Annotated in this window: 15 protein-coding genes and 2 pseudogenes; 13 read left to right on the top strand and 4 right to left on the bottom strand. The window is 41.4% G+C overall.

Features of this window, described 5'->3' with window-relative positions:
• Window positions 1-76: 76 nt before the first annotated feature.
• The 3 genes and pseudogenes from AB4407_RS20205 to tssH form a co-directional block, all read right to left on the bottom strand.
• Window positions 77-241 (bottom strand): annotated as a pseudogene (locus AB4407_RS20205) (helix-turn-helix domain-containing protein); the annotation flags it as partial.
• A gap of 83 nt (window positions 242-324) precedes the next feature.
• Window positions 325-1705 (bottom strand): annotated as a pseudogene (locus AB4407_RS20200) (sigma 54-interacting transcriptional regulator); the annotation flags it as partial.
• Window positions 1692-4385 carry a type VI secretion system ATPase TssH gene (gene tssH / locus AB4407_RS20195; RefSeq protein ID WP_372121769.1) on the bottom strand — a complete coding sequence of 898 codons (2694 nt, stop codon included), beginning with the start codon at window positions 4383-4385 and terminating at the stop codon, window positions 1692-1694. The pseudogene AB4407_RS20200 and the gene tssH, both read right to left, overlap by 14 nt.
• A 454-nt stretch (window positions 4386-4839) precedes the next feature.
• On the opposite strand from tssH, the gene AB4407_RS20190 reads away from it, so the two are divergent.
• The 13 genes from AB4407_RS20190 (at window position 4840) to tssG (ending at window position 20566) form a co-directional block, all read left to right on the top strand.
• Window positions 4840-5358 (top strand): Hcp family type VI secretion system effector, encoded by a 519-nt coding sequence (locus tag AB4407_RS20190; RefSeq protein WP_012600867.1) that lies wholly within the window; start codon window positions 4840-4842, stop codon window positions 5356-5358.
• 74 nt (window positions 5359-5432) lie between these two features.
• Window positions 5433-7511: a type VI secretion system tip protein TssI/VgrG gene (tssI, locus tag AB4407_RS20185; RefSeq protein WP_372121768.1), complete on the top strand. Its 2079-nt coding sequence runs from the start codon at window positions 5433-5435 to the stop codon at window positions 7509-7511.
• Window positions 7511-7996 carry a hypothetical protein gene (locus AB4407_RS20180; RefSeq protein ID WP_372121767.1) on the top strand — a complete coding sequence of 162 codons (486 nt, stop codon included), beginning with the start codon at window positions 7511-7513 and terminating at the stop codon, window positions 7994-7996. Before tssI ends, AB4407_RS20180 begins: the two co-directional genes overlap by 1 nt.
• Window positions 7997-8021: 25 nt before the next feature.
• Complete coding sequence (locus AB4407_RS20175; RefSeq protein ID WP_372121766.1) at window positions 8022-9341, top strand: hypothetical protein; 1320 nt, start codon at window positions 8022-8024, stop codon at window positions 9339-9341.
• Complete coding sequence (locus tag AB4407_RS20170) at window positions 9322-10314, top strand: DUF2169 domain-containing protein (protein WP_372121765.1); 993 nt, start codon at window positions 9322-9324, stop codon at window positions 10312-10314. Before AB4407_RS20175 ends, AB4407_RS20170 begins: the two co-directional genes overlap by 20 nt.
• Complete coding sequence (locus tag AB4407_RS20165; protein ID WP_372121764.1) at window positions 10307-11260, top strand: hypothetical protein; 954 nt, start codon at window positions 10307-10309, stop codon at window positions 11258-11260. Before AB4407_RS20170 ends, AB4407_RS20165 begins: the two co-directional genes overlap by 8 nt.
• A gap of 501 nt (window positions 11261-11761) precedes the next feature.
• Window positions 11762-13753: a serine/threonine protein kinase gene (locus AB4407_RS20160; protein WP_372121763.1), complete on the top strand. Its 1992-nt coding sequence runs from the start codon at window positions 11762-11764 to the stop codon at window positions 13751-13753.
• Window position 13754: 1 nt separating this feature from the next.
• Window positions 13755-15332 carry a type VI secretion system protein TssA gene (gene tssA / locus AB4407_RS20155; protein WP_372121762.1) on the top strand — a complete coding sequence of 526 codons (1578 nt, stop codon included), beginning with the start codon at window positions 13755-13757 and terminating at the stop codon, window positions 15330-15332.
• Between the two features lie 18 nt (window positions 15333-15350).
• Window positions 15351-15857: a type VI secretion system contractile sheath small subunit gene (tssB, locus tag AB4407_RS20150; protein ID WP_304569619.1), complete on the top strand. Its 507-nt coding sequence runs from the start codon at window positions 15351-15353 to the stop codon at window positions 15855-15857.
• Between the two features lie 8 nt (window positions 15858-15865).
• On the top strand, window positions 15866-17341 hold the full coding sequence (gene tssC, locus AB4407_RS20145; protein ID WP_017097130.1) for a type VI secretion system contractile sheath large subunit: 1476 nt from the start codon (window positions 15866-15868) through the stop codon (window positions 17339-17341).
• A gap of 60 nt (window positions 17342-17401) precedes the next feature.
• A complete protein-coding gene (gene tssE / locus AB4407_RS20140; protein WP_029223832.1) occupies window positions 17402-17812 on the top strand; it encodes a type VI secretion system baseplate subunit TssE in 411 nt (136 codons plus the stop codon).
• A 10-nt stretch (window positions 17813-17822) separates the two neighbouring features.
• Complete coding sequence (tssF, locus tag AB4407_RS20135; RefSeq protein WP_372121761.1) at window positions 17823-19571, top strand: type VI secretion system baseplate subunit TssF; 1749 nt, start codon at window positions 17823-17825, stop codon at window positions 19569-19571.
• Window positions 19568-20566, top strand: a complete 999-nt coding sequence (tssG, locus tag AB4407_RS20130; protein WP_304569616.1) for a type VI secretion system baseplate subunit TssG — start codon at window positions 19568-19570, stop codon at window positions 20564-20566. Before tssF ends, tssG begins: the two co-directional genes overlap by 4 nt.
• Before the next feature lie 28 nt (window positions 20567-20594).
• On the opposite strand, the gene AB4407_RS20125 is transcribed toward tssG, so the two are convergent.
• Window positions 20595-21047, bottom strand: a complete 453-nt coding sequence (locus AB4407_RS20125; protein WP_372121760.1) for an Lrp/AsnC family transcriptional regulator — start codon at window positions 21045-21047, stop codon at window positions 20595-20597.
• Between the last annotated feature and the right edge of the window lie 29 nt (window positions 21048-21076).

The following is a 21076-nucleotide window of genomic DNA, read 5'->3' as shown; positions in this document are numbered from 1 at the left end:
TCTAACTGATCGGCATTACCGCCTTCGGGCGGTTTTTCTTTTCTTATAAATTCGCACTGATGTAAGATTTTCTCGCTTAACCCGCTGCAGAAATATCATACTTCTTCATCTTGTGATTGAGTGTACTTAACGGTAGTGACAGTTGTTCAGCCGCTCGTTTCGTGTGCCAATTACAAGAGTTTAAGCAGTCGATAATCACGGTGCGTTCATATTGGCTGACGACCTCTTTTAGGCCAACTGCGACATCGTCATCTCCTAGAGGTTCAGGTTCGAACGTGGTTTGAATTGCCGATGTAGCTGGAGCAACAACTTGACGGTGTTCTACCTCTTCAGGGATCTGTTCACCAAACTCAATCTGAGTAATAGTTTCGAAATCTGATAATAAAACCGATCGCTCAATGATGTTTTTAAGCTCACGCACGTTACCGGGGTAGGTATAAGTAAGTAGTTGGTTTCTCACATTAGCACTCAATCCCGGTGATTGAGGCAAGCCTAACATCGTCGTAGTGTGCTGAACAAAGTGCTCGGCAAGTGGGATAATGTCCGCTTGTCTGGATCTCAGTGGTGGTAAAGTGATAGGAAACACATTCAGGCGGTAGAATAAATCGGCCCTAAAGCCACCATCTTTAATCTGCTGCATTAAATTACAGTGTGTCGCTGCAATGACTCTGACATCCACTTCAATCTCTTTGCTGGCGCCTACAGGGCGAACTTTACGCTCTTGTAGCACACGCAGCAGTTTAGCTTGAAGTAGCATTGGCATATCGCCAATTTCATCGAGGAACAGGGTGCCACCGTTTGCTGCTTCAAATAAGCCAACTTTGTCCTTGTCTGCACCGGTAAATGCCCCTTTTCTGTGTCCGAAAAGTTCGGATTCCAGCAGTTGTTCAGGAATTGCGGCACAGTTTTGAACGATTAATGCTTGGTCTGAGCGATTCGAGTTTTCGTGAATGTATTTTGCGATGACTTCTTTACCCGCGCCAGTCTCACCTCTAAGTAAGACGTCGACAGGTAAAGAGAGCACTTTATCAAGTCGGCTCAATACATTGACCATCTCTTCACTTTCAGCGATCGGACCTTGATAGGTTTTCTTTGTCCGCTTTTTTAACTGAGTATTTTCACGAACTAAAGCTTGGTTATCAGCGCTTAAACTCTTGATTACTTGTCCGTATTGCTCTAACCAAATGGCATGGCGAATATTACTTGCCGCCATTCGGCAAAACTCGGTAAGTGCGGTTTCATTATCGATAACACTTAAATCGAGCAAAACCAACAATCCAATGGTTTTGCCTTCATCATCGATCAATGGCCACGCAAGTAAGTTATTGCTTTTTAGACCTAACATTTGCTCGGTTTGATAGATGCCTTCACAGTCATAACCATTGTAAGTGTATAGCTCATTGATCAAGACAACTTCGCCGTTACGTACGGCGAAGTTGAATGGATCGGCTTCACTTACTGTATCTAACTGCAGTGGCTCCCAAGGATGTGAGGTAATAACTTTTTCATGGTGGTGTGCGGTGCTCGGAATCAAGGCTTGACCGGTTTGGTCAAGCACGTAAATGATGCCATGTTTCGCGAAAGTCATTTGTCTTGCTGCTGTGAGAACAGCATCCAAAGTTTGAGCTAACTGGCTGCGATCAGCCAGAGATTGGCTGATCGCAAGTAGGGCGTTACTAAGCTCACTATGGTTAGCTGAACGCATAGGTTAGAGTTCCTTGCTCGTCCACAGAAACGTCAATTTGAGTATGTGAATCATCCTTGTCATTCACCAGTAGTTGAGTCGAGAGCTGCGGCAATAATTGACGATTAATTACGGCATCAATATTTCGAGCTCCCGTCTCTGCAAGGCGGCAGTTCCCTAATACGAATTCCACTAAGTTATCACCATAGCAAAGTGCCAGTTTGTGGTGGCTTTGCAGGCGCTCAGACACTTTCTTCAGTTTATGATGGATGATATCAGTCATTGCTGCGTCTGAAAGAGGAAGGAATGGCAACACGGACATACGAGCCAACAAGGCTGGCTTGAAGTGTTGATTCAACGTTGGGCGAATGGCTTCAGCGACGATATTGGCATCAATGTCTTTCGCTTGGTGAACCAAAGACTCAATCTCATGAGTCGCAAGGTTACTTGTCATGATGATGAGTGTATTTTTGAAGTCGATGGTACGACCTTCGCCATCATTTAGCGTACCTTTGTCGAAAACTTGGTAGAACAGGTTGAGTACTTCTGGATCTGCTTTTTCAACTTCATCTAAAAGTACAACAGAGTAAGGGCGCTGACGAACTGCTTCGGTTAGCATACCGCCTTCACCGTAACCTACGTAGCCCGGAGGTGAGCCGATCAGGCGAGATACCGTGTGCTTCTCTTGGAATTCCGACATGTTAATGGTGGTCATAAAGCGCTCACCACCAAACATTTGGTCGGCAATCGCACGCGCAGTTTCAGTTTTACCTACGCCGCTTGGGCCTACAAGCAGGAACACACCAGTTGGTGCATCTGGGTTACCTAGGCCAGCTTTGGCCGTTTGAATACCTTCTGAAAGGGCATCAATGGCAAACTCTTGGCCTTTAATGGCTTGAGTTAGGCTGTCTTTTAGCTTGAGTGTGGTTTCTGCTTCGTCTTGAAGCATCTTACCCATAGGAATGCCTGTCCAATCAGAAATAACATGACTAATCTCGTCTGGACCTACTTCATAGTGAACGAGCGGATTGGTGCCGCGCACGTTATCTAAACGTTCGTTACAAGACTGAATAGCTTCGCGAGTCTGCTCTTCAGAATATTCATGACAATCAGGTTTATCACTTGTTAGTGCGTCATCATCTTGAACCGTATTATCCGCTTTAGGAGCGCTATCTTCTTCAGTCGAAGGAGTAGTTAGGTTATAAAGATGGCTACGTAGTTCAATGATCTCTTGAATAAGAGATTGTTCTTTTTTCCATTGAACTTGAAGGGCTGCTTGTTCTTCGGTGGCTTTCTCAATCTTCTCTTTTAGATCAGGAATTAAAGCGGCACTGTGCTTGTCACCCGTTTGCTGCAGTTGGTCACGTTCTAGAGCTTCGAGCTCGCGATTCGCAGCGGCAATTTCTTGATGCAATGTTTCGACAGGTGCCGGCGTTGCATTAAGGCTAATATTGACGCGAGCACAAGCCGTATCTAACACGTCAATTGCTTTATCTGGCAGTTGGCGTCCAGTGATGTAACGATCGGCTAAGTTTGCAGCGGCAGTGATTGCGTCGTCACGTACGTACACGTTATGTGACTTTTCGTAAGCCGGTCTTAAACCTCGGATGATCAACGCAGCTTGAGTAGCTGATGGTTCATCAAGTTTTACCAGTTGGAAACGGCGTGCCAGAGCGGGATCTTTTTCGAAATATTTCTTGTATTCAGACCATGTGGTGGCAGCAATTGTTTTTACTTCACCACGTGCTAGAGCGGGTTTAAGTAGGTTGGCAGCATCACTGCCTCCAGCTTGATTGCCTCCACCAACTAGCGTGTGAGCTTCATCTATAAATAAAATGATTGGAGTCGGTGAATTCTTCACTTCGTCTAGTACTGCGTTAAGGCGTTTTTCAAACTCTCCCTTAACGCTCGCACCTGCTTGTAATAAGCCCATGTCTAGGCCATACAGTTCCACACCTTTGAGGCAGTCTGGCACATCTCCTTCGGTAATCTTTAATGCAAGACCTTCCACTACCGCGGTTTTACCAACTCCCGGCTCACCTACGGCGATAGGGTTGTTTTTTCTACGTCGCGCCAAGATGTCGATTATTTGCCTGATTTCTTGATCACGGCAGAATACCGGGTCGATCTCGCCCTTTCTTGCTTTGCCGGTAAAGTCGGTAGTGAATTTACTTAATGCCGAACCATCTTCGCGTGCATCTGATTTTTCTGATGTCGCTGCTAAAGATTCTAGAGAGTTTGTTGTGAGTTCAGAAAAGTTACGCTTTAAGGTATCAGGGTTTACACCTTCTAAGATAGAAGCGTAGCCATGTTGACCATAGCGTAATGGGTTACTCACTAGCGTAAGAAGTAGGGCACCAGAGCGAATCTGAGTTTCGGATAGGTCTAAAGATGAGACTAACCAACTTTCTTGAAGCCATTCGATTAAAAGTGAAGAGAAAACGGGCTTGCTGCCATTTCCTGTGGTGTTGGTATTTAGCGTAGAACGAATAGATTGTCTTAATATGGTCTCTGAACAATCGAAATGACTTAATAAGATGTCAAAATCACTATTTGGCCTTTCTAATAAGCTTAATAGATAGTGTTCAATTTGCACTTCATTGGCTTTCTCCGATACCGCTAATGCAGCAGCATCTTCTAAAGCGACTTTTACAATCGGGTGCAGACGTTGTATCAAAGAGGAAAGGTTTATATTTATCATTTTAATTCTGTTAGTTATTTATACGGGATGTGCTAATTATACTAAAATTGGTAACTGGTTTTTTATTCGGAGATGAATTCACTATTGTTTATTAGTTGTTTTTATTATCAGCTTTGTTTTTTTGTCTGATTGAAGTATGGGTTTTTATTTAAAATAAAATATAACCTAGGCATTTCGACTTGATTGATAGTTTTTTTAACTTTATTTCAATTGTTCAAGCTAGTTGTTTTGTCTTTGTTTTTTAAATTCAATTTATTAAACTAAATGTTCGAAAACTTGTTTTTTTATACAATAAATTGTTATTACATATAAATTGTAAATGACTGGATTTTCGTTAAGTTGCTGTATTTGTTGTCTTTTTGGGGTTGGCATGATGTTTGTATTAAGTTAATCAGTCGCGGTGATAAGCGATTTGGTGAATTAATGAATTATAAATTTTAAAAAGGAAATATCGATGCCAACTCCAGCATATATGTCTATCAATGGTGAAACTCAAGGTCACATTACTAAAGATACTTACTCTGCAGATTCTGTAGGTAACACTTGGCAAGAAGCTCACGTTGATGAGTTTCTAGTTCAAGAACTTGATCACGTACTAACAGTTCCACGTGACCCACAAAGTGGCCAACCAACAGGTCAACGTGTTCACCGCCCTGTAGTAGTAACTAAAGTACAAGACCGTTGTTCACCTCTGTTATTCAACGCATTAGTGTCTGGCGAAAAGCTTCCTGAGTGTGTAATCCGTTTTTACCGTACTTCGGTACAAGGTAAGCAAGAGCACTACTACTCAATCAAGTTAATTGATGCACTACTAGTAGACATTCAAACTCGTATGAATCACTGTCAAGACGCTGCAACTTCAGATCGTGTAACTGAAGAAGTACTTAAGCTGACTTACCGTGCAATCGAAGTAACTCACGAAAACTGTGGTACTGCTGGTAACGATGACTGGCGTGCTCCACGCGAAGCTTAATCGCTTTTCGTGAAAAACAAAGGGTCAACAACTGCTGTTGGCCCTATTTCTATTATTAGTATCAGGTAAAAGATATGGTGAATGACGTAGAATTTAAGTTTGAACTGCAAGGCTCTGAGCATGATTTTCGTGTGGAGAGCTTTCAGGTAATCGAAGAGCTTTCAAAGCCTTTTCAAATCAGCCTATCATTACTTTCACTTGATCCTGATATCTCATTTGATGCACTCATCCGTAAACCAGGTAGCTTGACTCTATATGGCCAAGGTGTCAGTTCAGCGAGATGTTTTCACGGCGTGGTTAATGAGGTGCGTTACCTTGGTTCGGGCAGGAGATTCTCTCGTTACCAATTGACTCTTGTTCCACAAGCTTGGTTTTTGAGCCAAAGACAAGACTGCCGTATTTTTCAACAAAAATCAGCGTCGGCAATCATTTCTGAAGTTTTAGATGATGCATCAGTGACTGATTATCGCTTAGAACTATCTGGTGTATATCCTTCAAAAGAATACGTGCTCCAATATCGAGAGACAGACCTTGAGTTTGTTCAACGAATTCTGGCAGAACACGGAATGTGGTATTACTTCGAGCATACAGAAGCTAACCACACGATGGTGATTGTCGATAGCAATGACGCAATAGCTGAGTTATTGAACACGCCACTGAACGGGTCTTATTTAGGCCCTATTGTTTATCATGCGGATGGTGGTGGTGTTGCAGACCGCGAGCATATCTCAGACCTTGAACTCGTGAATAGAGTGAAAACCGGCCACGTTACTTACACTGATTATAACTACGAGTTTCCGAAAATTCCTCAGGAAATGAGCAGCTCCGGTGAACTTGATTTAGACCTGAAATTGTTCGATTTCCCAGGGCGTTATGTGGACCCAGCTATGGGGCAAGTAAGATCAAATGAATGGATGTCGGAGCATGTTGTTGATAATCAGCAAGTAGAGGCGACCAGTAATGTCATGAGACTGGCGTCTGGATACAGTTTTAGTATCAGTGAGCATCCACGTTCAGCAATTAACCGCGATTACCTCATGCTGTCGGTGATGCATAGTGGCCATGATCCTCAGGTTCATGAAGACGAAACTAATGGCTTGCCAACTACATATCACAACCAGTTTGCGTGTATTCCTAGACATGTTGAGTTTAGAGCTCCAAAACTTGAAGCTCCTTTGGTTGAAGGTACACAAACAGCGGTTGTCGTAGGGCCTGCAGGTGAAGAGATCTATACCGATAAGCTTGGGCGAATCAAAGTTCAGTTCCATTGGGATCGTTATGGCGAGAGCGATGAGCATTCGAGTTGTTGGATTCGAGTTAGCCAATCAATGGCAGCACCAACTTGGGGAGCAGTATACTTACCTCGTATCGGCCATGAGGTGGTAGTGACGTTCCTAGAGGGTGACCCTGACAGACCCTTAGTTACAGGCGCAGTTTATAACGGGCTTCATTACCCTCCTTATTCGTTACCAGAGAACAAAACACGTACGACATTCCGAACTCAAACGCATAAAGGGACAGGCTATAACGAATTGAGCTTTGAAGACGAAGCTAACCAAGAAGAAGTTTATATCCATGCGCAAAAGGATATGTCGACCAAGGTTTTAAATAACCGCTATCGCGATATAGGTCAAGATGAGTTCTTAAAGGTTGCACGCCATCAGACAAATGATGTTCACGGTGATCACAAAGAGACAATCGATGGCCATAAGACTACCCAAGTTAACAGCACGTTTACTGAAACTGTCGAGCAAGATGTATCCGTTACTTATAATGCCAATGAAACTCAATATGTTAAGAATAACTCTGATCTAGAAATTGGAGACAATCAAATTACCAAGATTGGTAAGAATGATGACTTAGATGTGGGCGAAAACAGCAACTTAACGGTAGGTGCTTCAAAAAGTTCTGATATTGGAGCCGATGATAACCAAACGGTTGGTGGCAACTTAACGGTTTCTGTTAAAGGAAATACTTCATACAAAGCCGATGGTGCGACCCAGATCATAAGCGGCGACAAGATAGTACTGAAAACGGGTGGGTCTTCATTAGTGATGAATAGTGATGGTTCTATCAAGTTGTCCGGCTCTTCAATAACCATTGAAGGAAGCGATAAAGTTGTAGTCAAAGGTGGAAATGTAGCGATCAATTAATGATGGAAAAACAAACCCCAATTATACAAACCATCACGGAACAGCAAGCCGAATCAACGGCTTGCTTTTCACGTTTTGGAAGAATCTTATCGATCAACGAATCTATGAATGGAGTACGAGTCGACTTTGAGGGCAACTCGTTACAGCAGCCAATTAATGCAAGGTTGGGGCGAGGCTTTAAATTAGTTGAGTTACAATTTGCTATAGATAACAAACTTTCATGTCGTATTGAGTTTCTAAATAACGACCTTAACCTTCCTTTAGTCACAGATATCTTTTTCTCCATTCTTGAGGAGTCGGATGAGTTTGTACTGAGAGCAAAGAAAATGGTTATTGAAACGGAACAAGAGTTAATTGTGAGAAGTGGCGAAACCGAAACTCGCTATAGCGGCCGTGATGGTCGAATTACCACCAAAGCCAAATACGTGACTTCCCAAGCTGAGAAGGCACAAAAAATTCAAGGCGGCACTATCGCGATCAATTGATCGTGTTACTAGATTGGATTCACGGATGCGTCAAAAAATAGGTATAGATCAGCTAAATCAGCCGATCACTAATGAAGATGTGGAGTTGGCGATTGCCAATGCGGAAAGTACGCTCACTTTATTGGACGAACTTCCTATCAAATGGCTGGATATGTGTAATGAAAAGCTGTCACTGGCTTCGGAGACACTCAATTTCTTGTTAAAGCAACGCTTACAAGTACATAAAAGGGGATACCCAAGCGTTAAACTGGAGTATTTGGCGCTGGCTGAGCGTCAGATTGAAGACCTAAAAAATGTTTATTTGTCTTTCTATCGATTGGCTCCGGGATTGATTCATCAATTAAAGCAGAGCGAATCAACCATTTATGCTTGGCTCATGTTGAATTCTGAGATTGGACAAGAGCACGAAAACCTACTTTGTGGTTTATCGATACTTGATGTTTTGGATTACCAAACCGCAAAATTGCTAGTTGTTCAGTCACCATTATCAGGTATCGACTCTGTGGTAATCGAAATGGTTGAAGGTGGTTGTAAACTGTCCCTGCTTTACTTGGAGTGCTTACAGTTACGCCAAACTGTCACAGTTGGTCTGCTAAAACGTTGGCTTAAAGATAAGCGGTTTTCTGAGCATAAAACACATTTATTTTTATCGTTACAAAATGATGCAGAAAGCGTTTTCTGGTTAGCTGAAAACTCAAATGGCAGTCAGAACCTGTTTGAGCGATTACTTACGAAAGAGGATAGAGGGACATGGTTTCGTCAGGAATTTGGTACCTCAATCGATAGTGTATCTGATCCCGAAGTGGTCACTTTTGCCAAACTTTTGGAGCTCAAAGAGTTTGAGAGCTTTAATCTGAGTAGTGTACAGGCTCCGTTCGATTTTGTATTACACGGTCTGAATGAACATGTTCCGAAAATAGTTGAATTAGTATCTAGCCTTGACGAGTTCGAAGGTGAGGATTGGATCCAAGCGCTTTATATTGTTTATGGAAAACGCTTACCTGTGACACCAAAAAACTTGGGCATTGATTTTGAATGGCATGAAATACTCGAAAGGTTACAAGAGTGGGCCAAGACTGATGCCTACAAACAAGTATCTCCAGGTCGAATGGGACAAGCTTTGACTCTAGAAACTAGTATACAAGCCATGTTCGATACTCAAGTTAATGCAGCTTTTAGGATTTGGATTTGGCGCCAGGTTTGCCTTCACACTCGATCATACATTCCTTGGGATTTTACTATGCCTGCTCATCAACAAAACTGGAATATCACACGATTAACTCAGAATTCAGCAGCCTCAGAAAGGTTCAATTTAAGGAATAATAATGCAGTTGTGGGATATTGAGAATCATCCTGACCTTTCTATTAAAGGCAGATTTCAACGAGATCAGAATGGCGATGAGGTGTGGGTTGTTGTTGGAAAGCGCTCTTGGAAACTCGTAGATTCAGTTTGGACGGAGCAAGAAGAGTCAGAGATTTACGACGATCCGATTTATTTGGGTGAAGCGGGGCTCTCCGCCATGAAAGTAGACCATGAATTTGCCATAGTCAAAGCCAATACTGATGTGCTGATTTTCGGTAAGGCACGAAGCTATGCAAAAAAGGCCGTTACATACCACGAGTGTCGGCTTTTGATAGACGGTCACATTGATAAAACCATCTCGGTACTTGGTGATAGGCAATGGATAGAGCATGGTGGCAGTGTAACACTGAGTAAACCACTCCCATTTGTCGAAAAAGATATCGATTTTTCATGTGCCATAGGCGGCGATTTAAGAAATCGACTCGGTGGAGGAGTTGCTGATAGTAAAGCGGAACTATTAAATCAGAAGGTTCCTTCTGTTTTCTATCCAACAGAGGATTGGAGTGCGACACCAAAGAATACACGGGTAGCAGGCTTTGGCCCGCTAGCGCCATTTTTTGGAGCTAGGCAGCGGTATGCCGGGACTTTTGATGCCGATTGGCTAGAGAATCGAAAACCCCTTTATCCATTAGACTTTGACCAACGTTTTTATCAGAGCGCACCACAAGATCAACAGTGTAGAGGGTTCATATCGGGCGGTGAACGATTGATGATGAGTGGGTTTTGTCATAATGATGCACTTTCTTTTCGTTTTCCTAAAGATATGTATATTGCAGAAGCTCAGTTAAAAAATACTACTTACAAAGTCGATATGACTATTGCGACGGTTTTTATTGACACAGAGGCTCGTACACTTTCAATTAGCTATAGCGCCGCGTTCCCATGCCAAGGAGAGGAGCATATGTTAGTGTCAACTAGGATTCATAAAAAGCAGGAGCTGTCCGATAATGAATAACAATTCAGCCCGTTTTATTATTGGAATGGAAGCCATGACCCCAACGGGCATGAACCTTGAAATTGCCACAGCAGTCGCTAAGGCGGATTTGGGAAGGTTTGATCAGAAAGTAGCCGAGGATGGGATTGAAAGATTTACCTACGGTAATATTGAATACACTTCCAACACATCGTTGTTTGACAAATGCTCAGAGCTTTTTGATAGATTAGTCGGGGCTCTTTTAAAGCAGCTACCTAAAGCACTAAAGCCTATTCCGCTGCTAGTCAATATACCGAAGACTCTTTCTGTTGTTGCGATGAGTGAGTGGTTAAGTGAATGTAAGCACTGTGACTCAATCTCTCATTATGAAGTGGTTCAACAAGGTGGGCCGTCACACTTAACCACATCGTTGGCCAAATTGAATCAATATGATGCTGTAATGAGTATATCGGTTGATTCGCCTGTGGCAAATATAGACGCATTGATAGAAACTGGGTACGTAATGAGTTCATTTAACCCTTGGGGGATAATACCTAGCGAAGGAGGGGCTGGCGTAATTTTGTGCCGGAATAATTTGGTCAAAACGTTAAAACTTACCCCTCTGGCACAATTAGGTTATTTCGACTTAGAACCTGTAAATACAACCCGTCGGTCAATGATGAAGCTTGTAAGAAGTGCGAGCCGTACTATCGAGAGTTTTGGGGTTGTGTTCTCTGATATGACTAATTTGAGATCTCATACTGAAGATTATGGTTTTGCGTTAGGTGCCCGTGCAGAATATTTTGATAACCCTCAACAGCCATTTTTGATCAATGATTTATGGGGTACTCTCGGCAGTTGCTCATCACTGGCTCTAATTGCCAGTGCCATCCATGAAGGACCATATAATAGACCTATGACCTTGTTAATGTTTGATGTGCAAGGCGAAAGGGCACTACTTCAACTGACCCGTATGAACAATGATTAGAAAAGCTAACATAACCGGAGGGCTGAGAGTCCTTCGGTAGTTAACGTCTCATGAAGTCAATTTGAATGTTCATCATCTCTTAAGCGCTTATCCGATCGATAACCTCGTCAATCTATATTTCTATTAATAAATTCGGCTAAATATTAAGGCAAGTTACCCTTGATTTTAAATGCTTTGTCACAGTCGCTCATATCTTCACGGCAATGATTGAACTGTTCGTCTGAAATTTATTACTTACAATAACCTCTTGTTTGGAATTATAAAGTGTGATTTATGTAGCAATGTTTGTTTCAAGCCTAATTCCGATAGATGAGTTTTAATATTTTAATCGGAAAACAATGAACAATTGGTAGTCAATGAGTTTGTTATTATGCGTGGTTATTTAGTAATAATAACTAAAGTCATAGTCTTACCGAGGTTTTTTAATACTGCTATTGAAAAGGGTATTAGACAGTAATTATTATCCTACATTAATTTATTTCGTTTGATAAAGAGTTTAGCGTGCCAGAAAAGCAAGGGACAGCCAAAGGTTATCTAGATAAGTTGGTTGTGAAAGCGATCGAAAAGAAAAATCAGCAAGCTCAGAACTTGGCTAATAAAAATAAGCCTAAGTTAGAGTATGTGATTTTTTCTCAATTTGACGTTTTAGATACATTACCTTCAAAAAATGGCAAAACGACTGTCTATCATTTAGCGAAAAAAGGAAGCCCTGAAAAACAGGTCTGTTGCAAAGTTCTAAATGAGAATTCATCTGACGTAGCACATGAATTACTCATCGGTGAGGCCAGTCGACTTGAAATGTCTCAGCACCCAAGTGTCGCTGATTTCATCAAAATAGGGAAAGAGTTCGAACGACCATACTTTATGTATCATTGGATTCAGGGAGAATCATTAGCCGAGAAAATGGCACGCCATACTCCCAAAGGATTTCGGCATGATCATATTGCATGGTTGATCTACCAATTGTCTGGTGCGCTAGAGTTTATGCACACCAGAGGTGTTTGCCACTTAGATATTAAGCCGTCAAATATCATCGTTACAGAGTCTGATTACGTTAAATTGATTGACTTTGGTGCGGCTCGGTATGTTGGAGAGTTAAACACTTATGCAGAAGCAAGCATGAGCTACGCATCTCCCGCGTTTCTAAAATCTGGAATGGCTCAGCCACAAGATGACGTTTATTCTCTCGCGTTATTGACCGGCCATTTATTTCTTGGTGCAGTATTTGGCGATGCTTGGGCTACACAGCTCAAAGCAAAGAAACGACCTGCTCAAATTCCTAATCATGTATGGAAGTTAATTAAAGAAGTTATTGGCAACCCAAGACAGCACAGATACACGGCTACTTCGTTCGCACAACAATTAGCTAAGATAGATACTCAAAAGTTTGAGGCTGAAGTTAGCGCCCCTTTGTTTAGTAGCTTACGTAACGCCGATCTCGTTTTAACAAAACATAGTGCTATCGATAGAATTCACACTGGGCGACTTCGCTATTTAGAAGCGAGTTTGGTTTTGTGTGTTGCAATTATTACAGGGACTTATTTGTATAACCAGACCCAACCTGAATGGAAGTCGATAGTTAAATCGAGCAACGGTACAAGTAATCTAGTAAGTACGATTAAACCTGCACAAACTGCGTCTTTCTTGGCTCAGTCACCGTGGGATATTGAATTCGCGTTAGAAGACATGGAAAAAGATGTCGTCTCGACAGCTCCTTACAGAGAAGCTTATGAAGTACAGCAGAGTAAATTAGCTCAATTGTACAAAAACTATGAATCGGATTTAAGTCAATATGCAGGAACAGTTGACCAACTTCCTAAAACTTTGAAGTCTATCCGGAAAAAGCTTGTTTCGTTACGAGAGAAACTAAACAGCGACGGGGCGCTATTTCCTTATGCAGACAAAGCGCTGACGGACGCGATGGCAAGCCTTAATCAGGCAACCATCGAGTCACAAAATATTGCAAGTTTTGATGGAAATAACGAACAACGTTTGGTCGATTTGATACTAGATGGTAAGTCAGAAGTTGCTGATAGCGATATTGAAACCGCTTGGAAAATAAATCAATCAAAAGCTTATTTTTATAGCCATGTTTTACCCCAGAAAGTGCTGAACGAAATAGATCTCTCAATAGAGAATAATGCGGAGCAACATTATTATTCTAAAGCTATTGATGAGGCAGAAGCCGCGCAATCATTTTTTGGCAATACGCCTAAATTAAAGGCAAAAGTAAGAGCACTGAAAGTGGCACGAAGTGAATTCATCTTGTTCAGTACGGTGACTGAGCAATCTGTTTTTGGCACACAAAAACTCCATGATTCATTAGTCGATCTAGAGACAAATGCTCCTAAGAAGTTTAAAGAGATAACTGAAATTTTAAATAGTATGGCAAGTGACTCAATTGATAAGAGCCATCAGTTATCTAAACCCGCAAGAGGTGCAATAGCCATCGAGCGAGCAATTAGAAGTTACAACTCTGAAAGCCGAGGTTAACTTGAGTTTGATCGATACAGAAACGTTATTAGCACCAATACCAGGAGTCTCTCCAACGGGTGAGGACGCTAGGTATGAGTTTTGCTACGAAATGATGGAAACTGAAGTTAAAAAATTTGGTTCATTGTTTGGTGAGACTGTTGACTGGCATATAGTAAAGGTCCATTCAATTGAGGTACTAAGTCAACATAGTAAGGATCTTAAAGCGCTTTGCTATTTGATTCGAGCTTTGGTTGAAGAGAACGGAGTCGCTGGGCTAGACCAAGGTTTATCTTTGCTCAACGAATCAATAAGCCATTTTGGGGGCGAGTTATATCCAAAACGTAAGCGAGGCAGAGATGGTGCAGTTGAATGGTTAAACCATCAAATTAAACTTGTTTCGACTAAATTGTCTACCCAATCTTTGAATTGGGAAGCACTTTCACGTTGTGTGACATTAGTCGAAAGTATTCAGCGCCAATTTGACCAAATATTTCAAGATTCTGATGCGGACTTTTTTGAAATAAAAACTCAGCTAAATCAGTTGATGCAGAACGCATCTCCAAGCGAAGAGATATTGGGTCAAGACAGGGTGGTCGATACAGGTCCGTTGACTGAAGCGAGTGGAAAGTCCGAGAAAGTGAAAGGTGTCGATGCTCAACCACCTTTAGATTCTTCTTTGACTCAAGCCTTGTCAAATAAAACACGGATCTCGTCCAGTGAACTTAACTTCGTTGACGTTGACACGGATTTTTCGTCTCCGACAGCATCAAAGCGTACGTTAAAAAAAGTTGCAGAAATGATGATGCATTCTAATCCGACAGAAGCATTAGGATATCGGATTTATCGTCATCTCACGTGGTTCGACGTTGACGGTCTACCAGACCACCAAGAAAATGTTACTCAGCTGAGTTTAGCGGTTTCATTAGATCAGCAAGTTGAGTATCGAGACAAAGCACATCAAGAAAGTGATATTGACACAATTAAACGTCTCGAACGAACTCTGACCGATGCGCCCTTTTGGCTGACTGGACATTATTTTGTTTATTCAATGTTGAGTAATCTTGGGTATGACGAAGCTGCAACGGCCGTTAAACAAGAAACAATGAGGTTTATCAATTCTTTTAATGGAATTGAAAGCCTATTTTTTAAAAATTCTATTCCATTTGCAGATGAAGCAACCATTACTTGGTTATCTACAGGTAATAGTTCGTCTTCGGATAGCTCTTCAATTGTTCAAAGTATTGTTGTTTCTGAAGATGATTTGTCAGAGATGGAGGATATTGCCCTAGAAGATTTGGGTATGTATGTCGCTGAACTGTCAAAAAAACTTGAGTTGGATAACTCCGGTCGTGGGCAGTTTATGTTGCATTTGAAGTTAGTGAAAGCCTACCAAAATGTTGGTTTATATCCGTTGTGCTTGCCTTACTTGGAAAAAAGTTGGGAAGTCAGCAAAGAATTAAATCTATCAATTTGGGAACCTCATTTGTTTTTCTCCTTAGAGCATTTAATTCAAAAAACTCTTAAGGAACTGTATCGAAATAAAGATTTTCTACCAGAGATATATAGCGAATGGGGAACAATTTATGACCAGCAATAAATTAGAAAAGGACTAATTATGTCACGTGATGGCTCGGTGGCTCCAAAAGAGCGAATTAATATACGTTATGTTCCAGCGACAGGCGATGCGTCTGAAGATGTTGAACTGCCTCTAAGTATGATGGTTGTCGGTGATTTTACTGCCCGCGCAGATGAAACACCGATCGAAGAGCGTAATCCTATTAATATCGATAAAGACAACTTTAACGAAGTATTAGAAGGCTACGCGCCAAATATCAAAGCAAACGTTGAGAATCGACTTTCTGACGAAGAAGGCGCGCAAATTGGCGTTGATATTACATTTAAAAATATGAAGGACTTTACTCCTGAGTCTATTGCGAAGAAAGTTCCAGAATTAAATGGCTTATTAGAGCTTCGTGAAGCCTTGGTTGCATTAAAAGGCCCTCTAGGAAATGTACCTGCTTTCCGTAAAAAGATAGCAGCTGTTCTTCAAGATGAAGAAGCAAGAAAGAAACTTTTGGATGAACTTAGCATTGGTGCAGACCAAGGCGAAAAAGCAGAGTAGGGAATACCATGTCGGCAGAAGTACAAGCACCAGAACAAGAAGCAGCTCTAGTTGAATCAGGCTCACTTCTGGATAGCATTCTAAATGAGACTCGCCTCAAGCCTAGCGACGAAGGTTTTGACGTTGCGAAGCGTGGCGTTGAAGCATTCATTGGTGAGTTGTTAAGCAGCTCAACAGTGGAAAAAGTAGATCAATCGCTGGTTGATTTGATGATCTCTGAGATTGACCAGAAATTATCTAAGCAGGTTGATGCAATTCTACACAATGAAGAAATTCAAGCTATTGAATCAACATGGCGCGGGCTCAAATATCTTGTTGATCACACGGACTTCCGTGAGAACATTCAAATCGAACTTATTTCGGCTAAGAAAGACGAAGTTCTGGACGATTTTGAAGATGCCCCTGAAGTAGTTAAATCCGGTTTATACAAGCAGATCTATACTCGTGAGTATGGTCAATTTGGCGGTAAGCCTGTAGGCGCTGTTATTTGTGACTACCAATTGTCTGCTTCTTCACCTGATATTAAGTTGATGGAATATATGGGTAATGTAGGAGCTATGTCTCATGCACCATTTATTACTTCGGCTTCTTCTCAATTCTTTGGTTTGGATTCTTATGAAGAATTACCAAATTTAAAAGATTTGAAATCGGTATTTGAAGGTCCTCAATATACTAAGTGGCGTGGATTCCGCGAACACGAAGACGCACGTTATGTAGGCCTGTGTACATCACGCTTTATGCTTCGTACTCCATATTCAGTTGAAGATAACCCAATTAAGGCGTTTGATTACGATGAAATGGTTACGGATAGCCACGATAACTACCTTTGGGGCAACTCAGCTTACGCGATGGCTTCAAAGATCAGTGAGTCGTTTGCAAAATACCGCTGGTGTCCAAATATCATTGGACCTCAAAGCGGCGGTGCGGTTAACGATCTTCCGGTATACAACTTTGAAGCGATGGGCCAGATCGAAACTAAGATCCCAACTGAAATATTGGTTTCTGACCGTCGTGAGTACGAACTTGCAGAAGAAGGCTTTATGGCGTTAACAATGCGTAAAGGTTCTGACAATGCAGCGTTCTTCTCGGCAAACTCAGTACAGAAGCCAAAAGTGTTTGCGAATACGCCTGAAGGTAAGCAAGCTGAGATGAATTACAAGTTGGGTACTCAGTTACCTTACATGTTTATTATCAACCGCTTAGCCCATTACATCAAGGTACTTCAGCGTGAGCAAATAGGGTCTTGGAAAGAGCGTACAGACCTTGAAGTCGAGCTAAATAAATGGATCCGTCAATACGTATCTGATCAAGAAAACCCGCCAGCAGAAGTTCGTGGTCGTCGACCATTGCGAGCGGCAAAAGTTGAAGTGTCTGATGTTGAGGGTGACCCAGGTTGGTACAAAGTATCAATGTCTGTTCGCCCGCATTTCAAGTACATGGGTGCAAGCTTTGACCTATCTTTGGTTGGTAAACTAGACCAATAATAGGTTTTGGAAATTAATAAGCGGCCAGATTTCTTGGCTGCTTTTTTATTAGAGTCATATATGGAAAAAGGTTACCGATTACTAGAACGAATTGAACTAGGTGAACCTAAAAACTGTTATGAGAAAGTAGTCTCACATAAACATTTGATTGAATCCATTCATCTACACCTTGCCGATCTACTTAATACTCATTCGGGAAATGCAATGATCGATGGGGAATATGGCTTACCTGATTTCAACGATGTTCTCTCGAGCAATACTAACTTAGTTCGCCATATCCAAAAGAACATCACTTCCACTATTGAAAGCTTCGAACCTCGGCTACGAAATGTAGAAGTTCATTATAGAGAAAATCACGATAACCCTCTTCAATTAGGCTTTGGCATTTGCGGAGAAGTCTTACATAACGGTGGGAAAGTTCCGATGTCCATTGACGTCTATATGGGAACTGACGGCCAATTTAACGTTTAGTAGGTGCCCCTTGAGTAACAGTAAATACTTTCAAGATGAACTCACATATCTACGAGAGTCCGGCAGTGAGTTTGCCAAATACAATCCCAAATTGACCAATTTTCTATCTGAAGGGACATTCGATCCTGATGTCGAGCGTCTTCTTGAAGGTTTTGCGTTCCTTACTGGCCGCATCAGAGAAAAAATCGACGACGAACTTCCAGAGTTGACCCAATCATTGATGACGCTATTGTGGCCACATTATATGCGTTCTATTCCGTCGTTGTGCATTAGTGAGTTAACGCCACATTTAGGAAGTGTTACGGAAAAGACGGTAGTGAGGCGCGGAGCTGAGATGGCTAGCGAACAAGTTGAAGGAACGCAGTGCTTATTTAGAACCTGTTATGACGTAGAGCTCTTCCCGCTACAAATAACAAGTATCGAACAAAGTAACAGCAGAACAAGCTCTTCGGTTGATGTAACATTGGCTACTGAACATGGCTTAGAACTATCACGTATTGGATTAGATAAGCTAAGGTTTCATTTACATGGTGAGATTCATATAACTAGAATTCTATTTCTGTGGATATTTAGATACTTAGATTATGTTGAGCTTGATGTTGGCGGTGCATATAAACGTAAACTAGGACCTGAGTTTGTCAAGCCGGTTGGTTACCAAGACGATGAGGCAATATTGCCTTATAGCGAAAACTCATTTGCCGGTTATCGATTGCTACAAGAATACTTTTCGTTACCTGAGAAATTTATGTTCTTTGATGTCACAGGCCTTGAGTGGTTAAAAGGGATCCCACAAAAGAGTACTGTAAATCTGAAGTTTCATTTTAAGAGAGCATTACCAGCTGAAGTTGTTCTGAAAGATAAGCACTTAAGGTTACATTGCACCCCAGCCGTCAACCTATTCGAAAAAGATGGGGACCCGATCAGGCTCGAGCACCGTCGCAATGAATACAAAGTAAGACCACAAAGTAATAATCAAGATCATTACGAAGTTTACTCAATAGACCAAGTAGAAAGCTGGAGTAAAAATGAAAGGCGCCGAAAACCTCTTATAGAGTTTGAGTCTTTTGAGCATCAAATCAACCAGAGAGATAAGCGTGATTTTTACAAATCTAAAGTATCTGAGCGAGTGAGTGGGAGAGGACTTGAACGTTTTATTTCTTTCCATACACACAATGGTGATATCGCAGATCTAGGTTCTGAAACAGTGTTGATGAAGTTACAGTGTAGTAATTCAGATCTTTCTGAAAGGTTGTCTGTCGGGGATATTATATATACAACGCATAAATCACCAACTTACGCTACTTTTAGCAACATCACTAAACCTACACAATCTGTTAGCCCTCAAGTCAACGGAGAGCTCCAATGGCAACTAATTGCAAATATGTCTCTCAATTATTTATCTCTCTCTAACATCGATGTACTTAAAGTTTTACTCTCGACATACGATTTTCACTCTAGAGTCGATAGGCAAGCACACAGAGCTTCATTACATAGGCTTGACGGAATTATTTCATCAGAAATGAAACCTATCGATAGAGTTTTTAGAGGGGTATCTGTACGAGGTAATCAGCTTAAGTTAAAGATGAACTCTAGCTTTTTTGTAAATGAAGGCGATATGTTTTTGATGGCGAATGTACTGAACGAGTTCATACGACTATATTCAAGCGTTAACTCATTTACAGAGTTAGAAGTATACGATGAACAACGTGGAGAAAGCTATCATTGGGCGAGCTTAACCGGGCAACAAACGATCTTATGATTGATGTATTAGCAAACAAAACCAATGAGTTTAGCTTCTTTCAAGCTGTGCTGTTATTGGAGAAGCATTATCAACTTTTGCCGGGCAGTGAATTTGTAGCGGTTGGCGAAAATAAGTACTTTCGTCAAGAGAGGATTGCGTTCAGCGTTTCACCAAATCTATGTTTCCCTAAAAGTGACATGGAATTTATCAGTCACATGGAAAGAGCTGATGAGCAATATTCTAGAATCGAAACTAATTTTTTGGGTTTGCACGGCTCTAGTTCTCCTTTACCTGCTAATTACACCGAAAAGTTAGTTGGTAGAGATATTGATGATAATCCGGTCAAAGATTTTTTTGATTTCTTCCATAATCGATATACCAGCTTAATTTATCGTGTTTGGAAAAAGTATCGTTATCATGTTCAGTATCAAAGTGGTGCAGCGGACAAGTTCTCTGGACGAATATTGCACCTAGCTGGCTTGTCTAATGTTATTCAAGAGTCAGAAGCGATAGGACTAGATCGTGCAAAGATTTTGTCTTACGTTAATCAACTGTCTACTAGAACACGATCGCCTAAACTGATTTCTGGTATTGTGGCGCATTACTTTTCATTACCAAGTGTCCGAATTGAAGAGTGGATATTTCGGAGAGTGAATATTGCTGAATGTCAAAGAAATCAATTAAATAGAATGAATTGTACTTTAGGTTCAAATCTACATTTAGGTAAGAGTATCCCAGACCTGAACGGGAAATTTAACCTCTGCATCGACAATATCGACTTTGAGACGTACCGTAAGTTTTCCTACGGGGAAGAGCTTCATACCACCCTAGTTGGCTTGATGCGCTTTATTCTTCGTGACCCAATGTCTTGGGATCTAAGGCTTACTGTTGATATAGGTTCGATCCCTAAGAATCAGCTTGGCCAAGGAAATGGAGCTAGCCTTGGCCAGACCTTATGGTTAGGTCAAGCAAGTGAAAAAGATGCCAAGATTAGGGTGATTGGAGGCGTATGAAAAAGCCGCTCATAAGAGCGGCTTTGTTTTAACGACTAATTGGTTGGTGTAAGACAACGGTGGTATTAAGAGAGCGGATACCATGAAAAGATTCTATCTCGTTGCATAAATGGTGTATTGATTGTAAGTCGGGGGCTTCAATCAAAGATATAATGTCATATGTACCGCCAACGATACTGGTCAGCCTAACTTCAGGTAATTCTTTTAGTGCATCACTGACATCATTCTTTTTACCTTTCTCGCAAGAAATTAGGAGGTAACTCGCTGCCTTTCTTCCGTCGTTTTCTACTCTGACTTGCGCCGTATATCCCTTGATAATACCAGTTTTTTCAAGTCTGTTGATACGCTCAGCGACAGCTGTGCGTGATAAGCCTATAGTTCGAGATAAATTAGCAATCGATTCGCGTCCATTTGAGAGTAGATTCGAAAGAATTTTGCGATCTAGTTTGTCTAAGCCTTGTAAACTAATGTTTGACATCATGTGTTCTGCCTTTGCCGAATAATTATTGT

This window comes from Vibrio sp. 10N.261.46.E11 (assembly GCF_041472735.1).
Lineage (GTDB): Bacteria > Pseudomonadota > Gammaproteobacteria > Enterobacterales > Vibrionaceae > Vibrio.
This window is presented reverse-complemented; position numbering and strand designations above follow the sequence as displayed.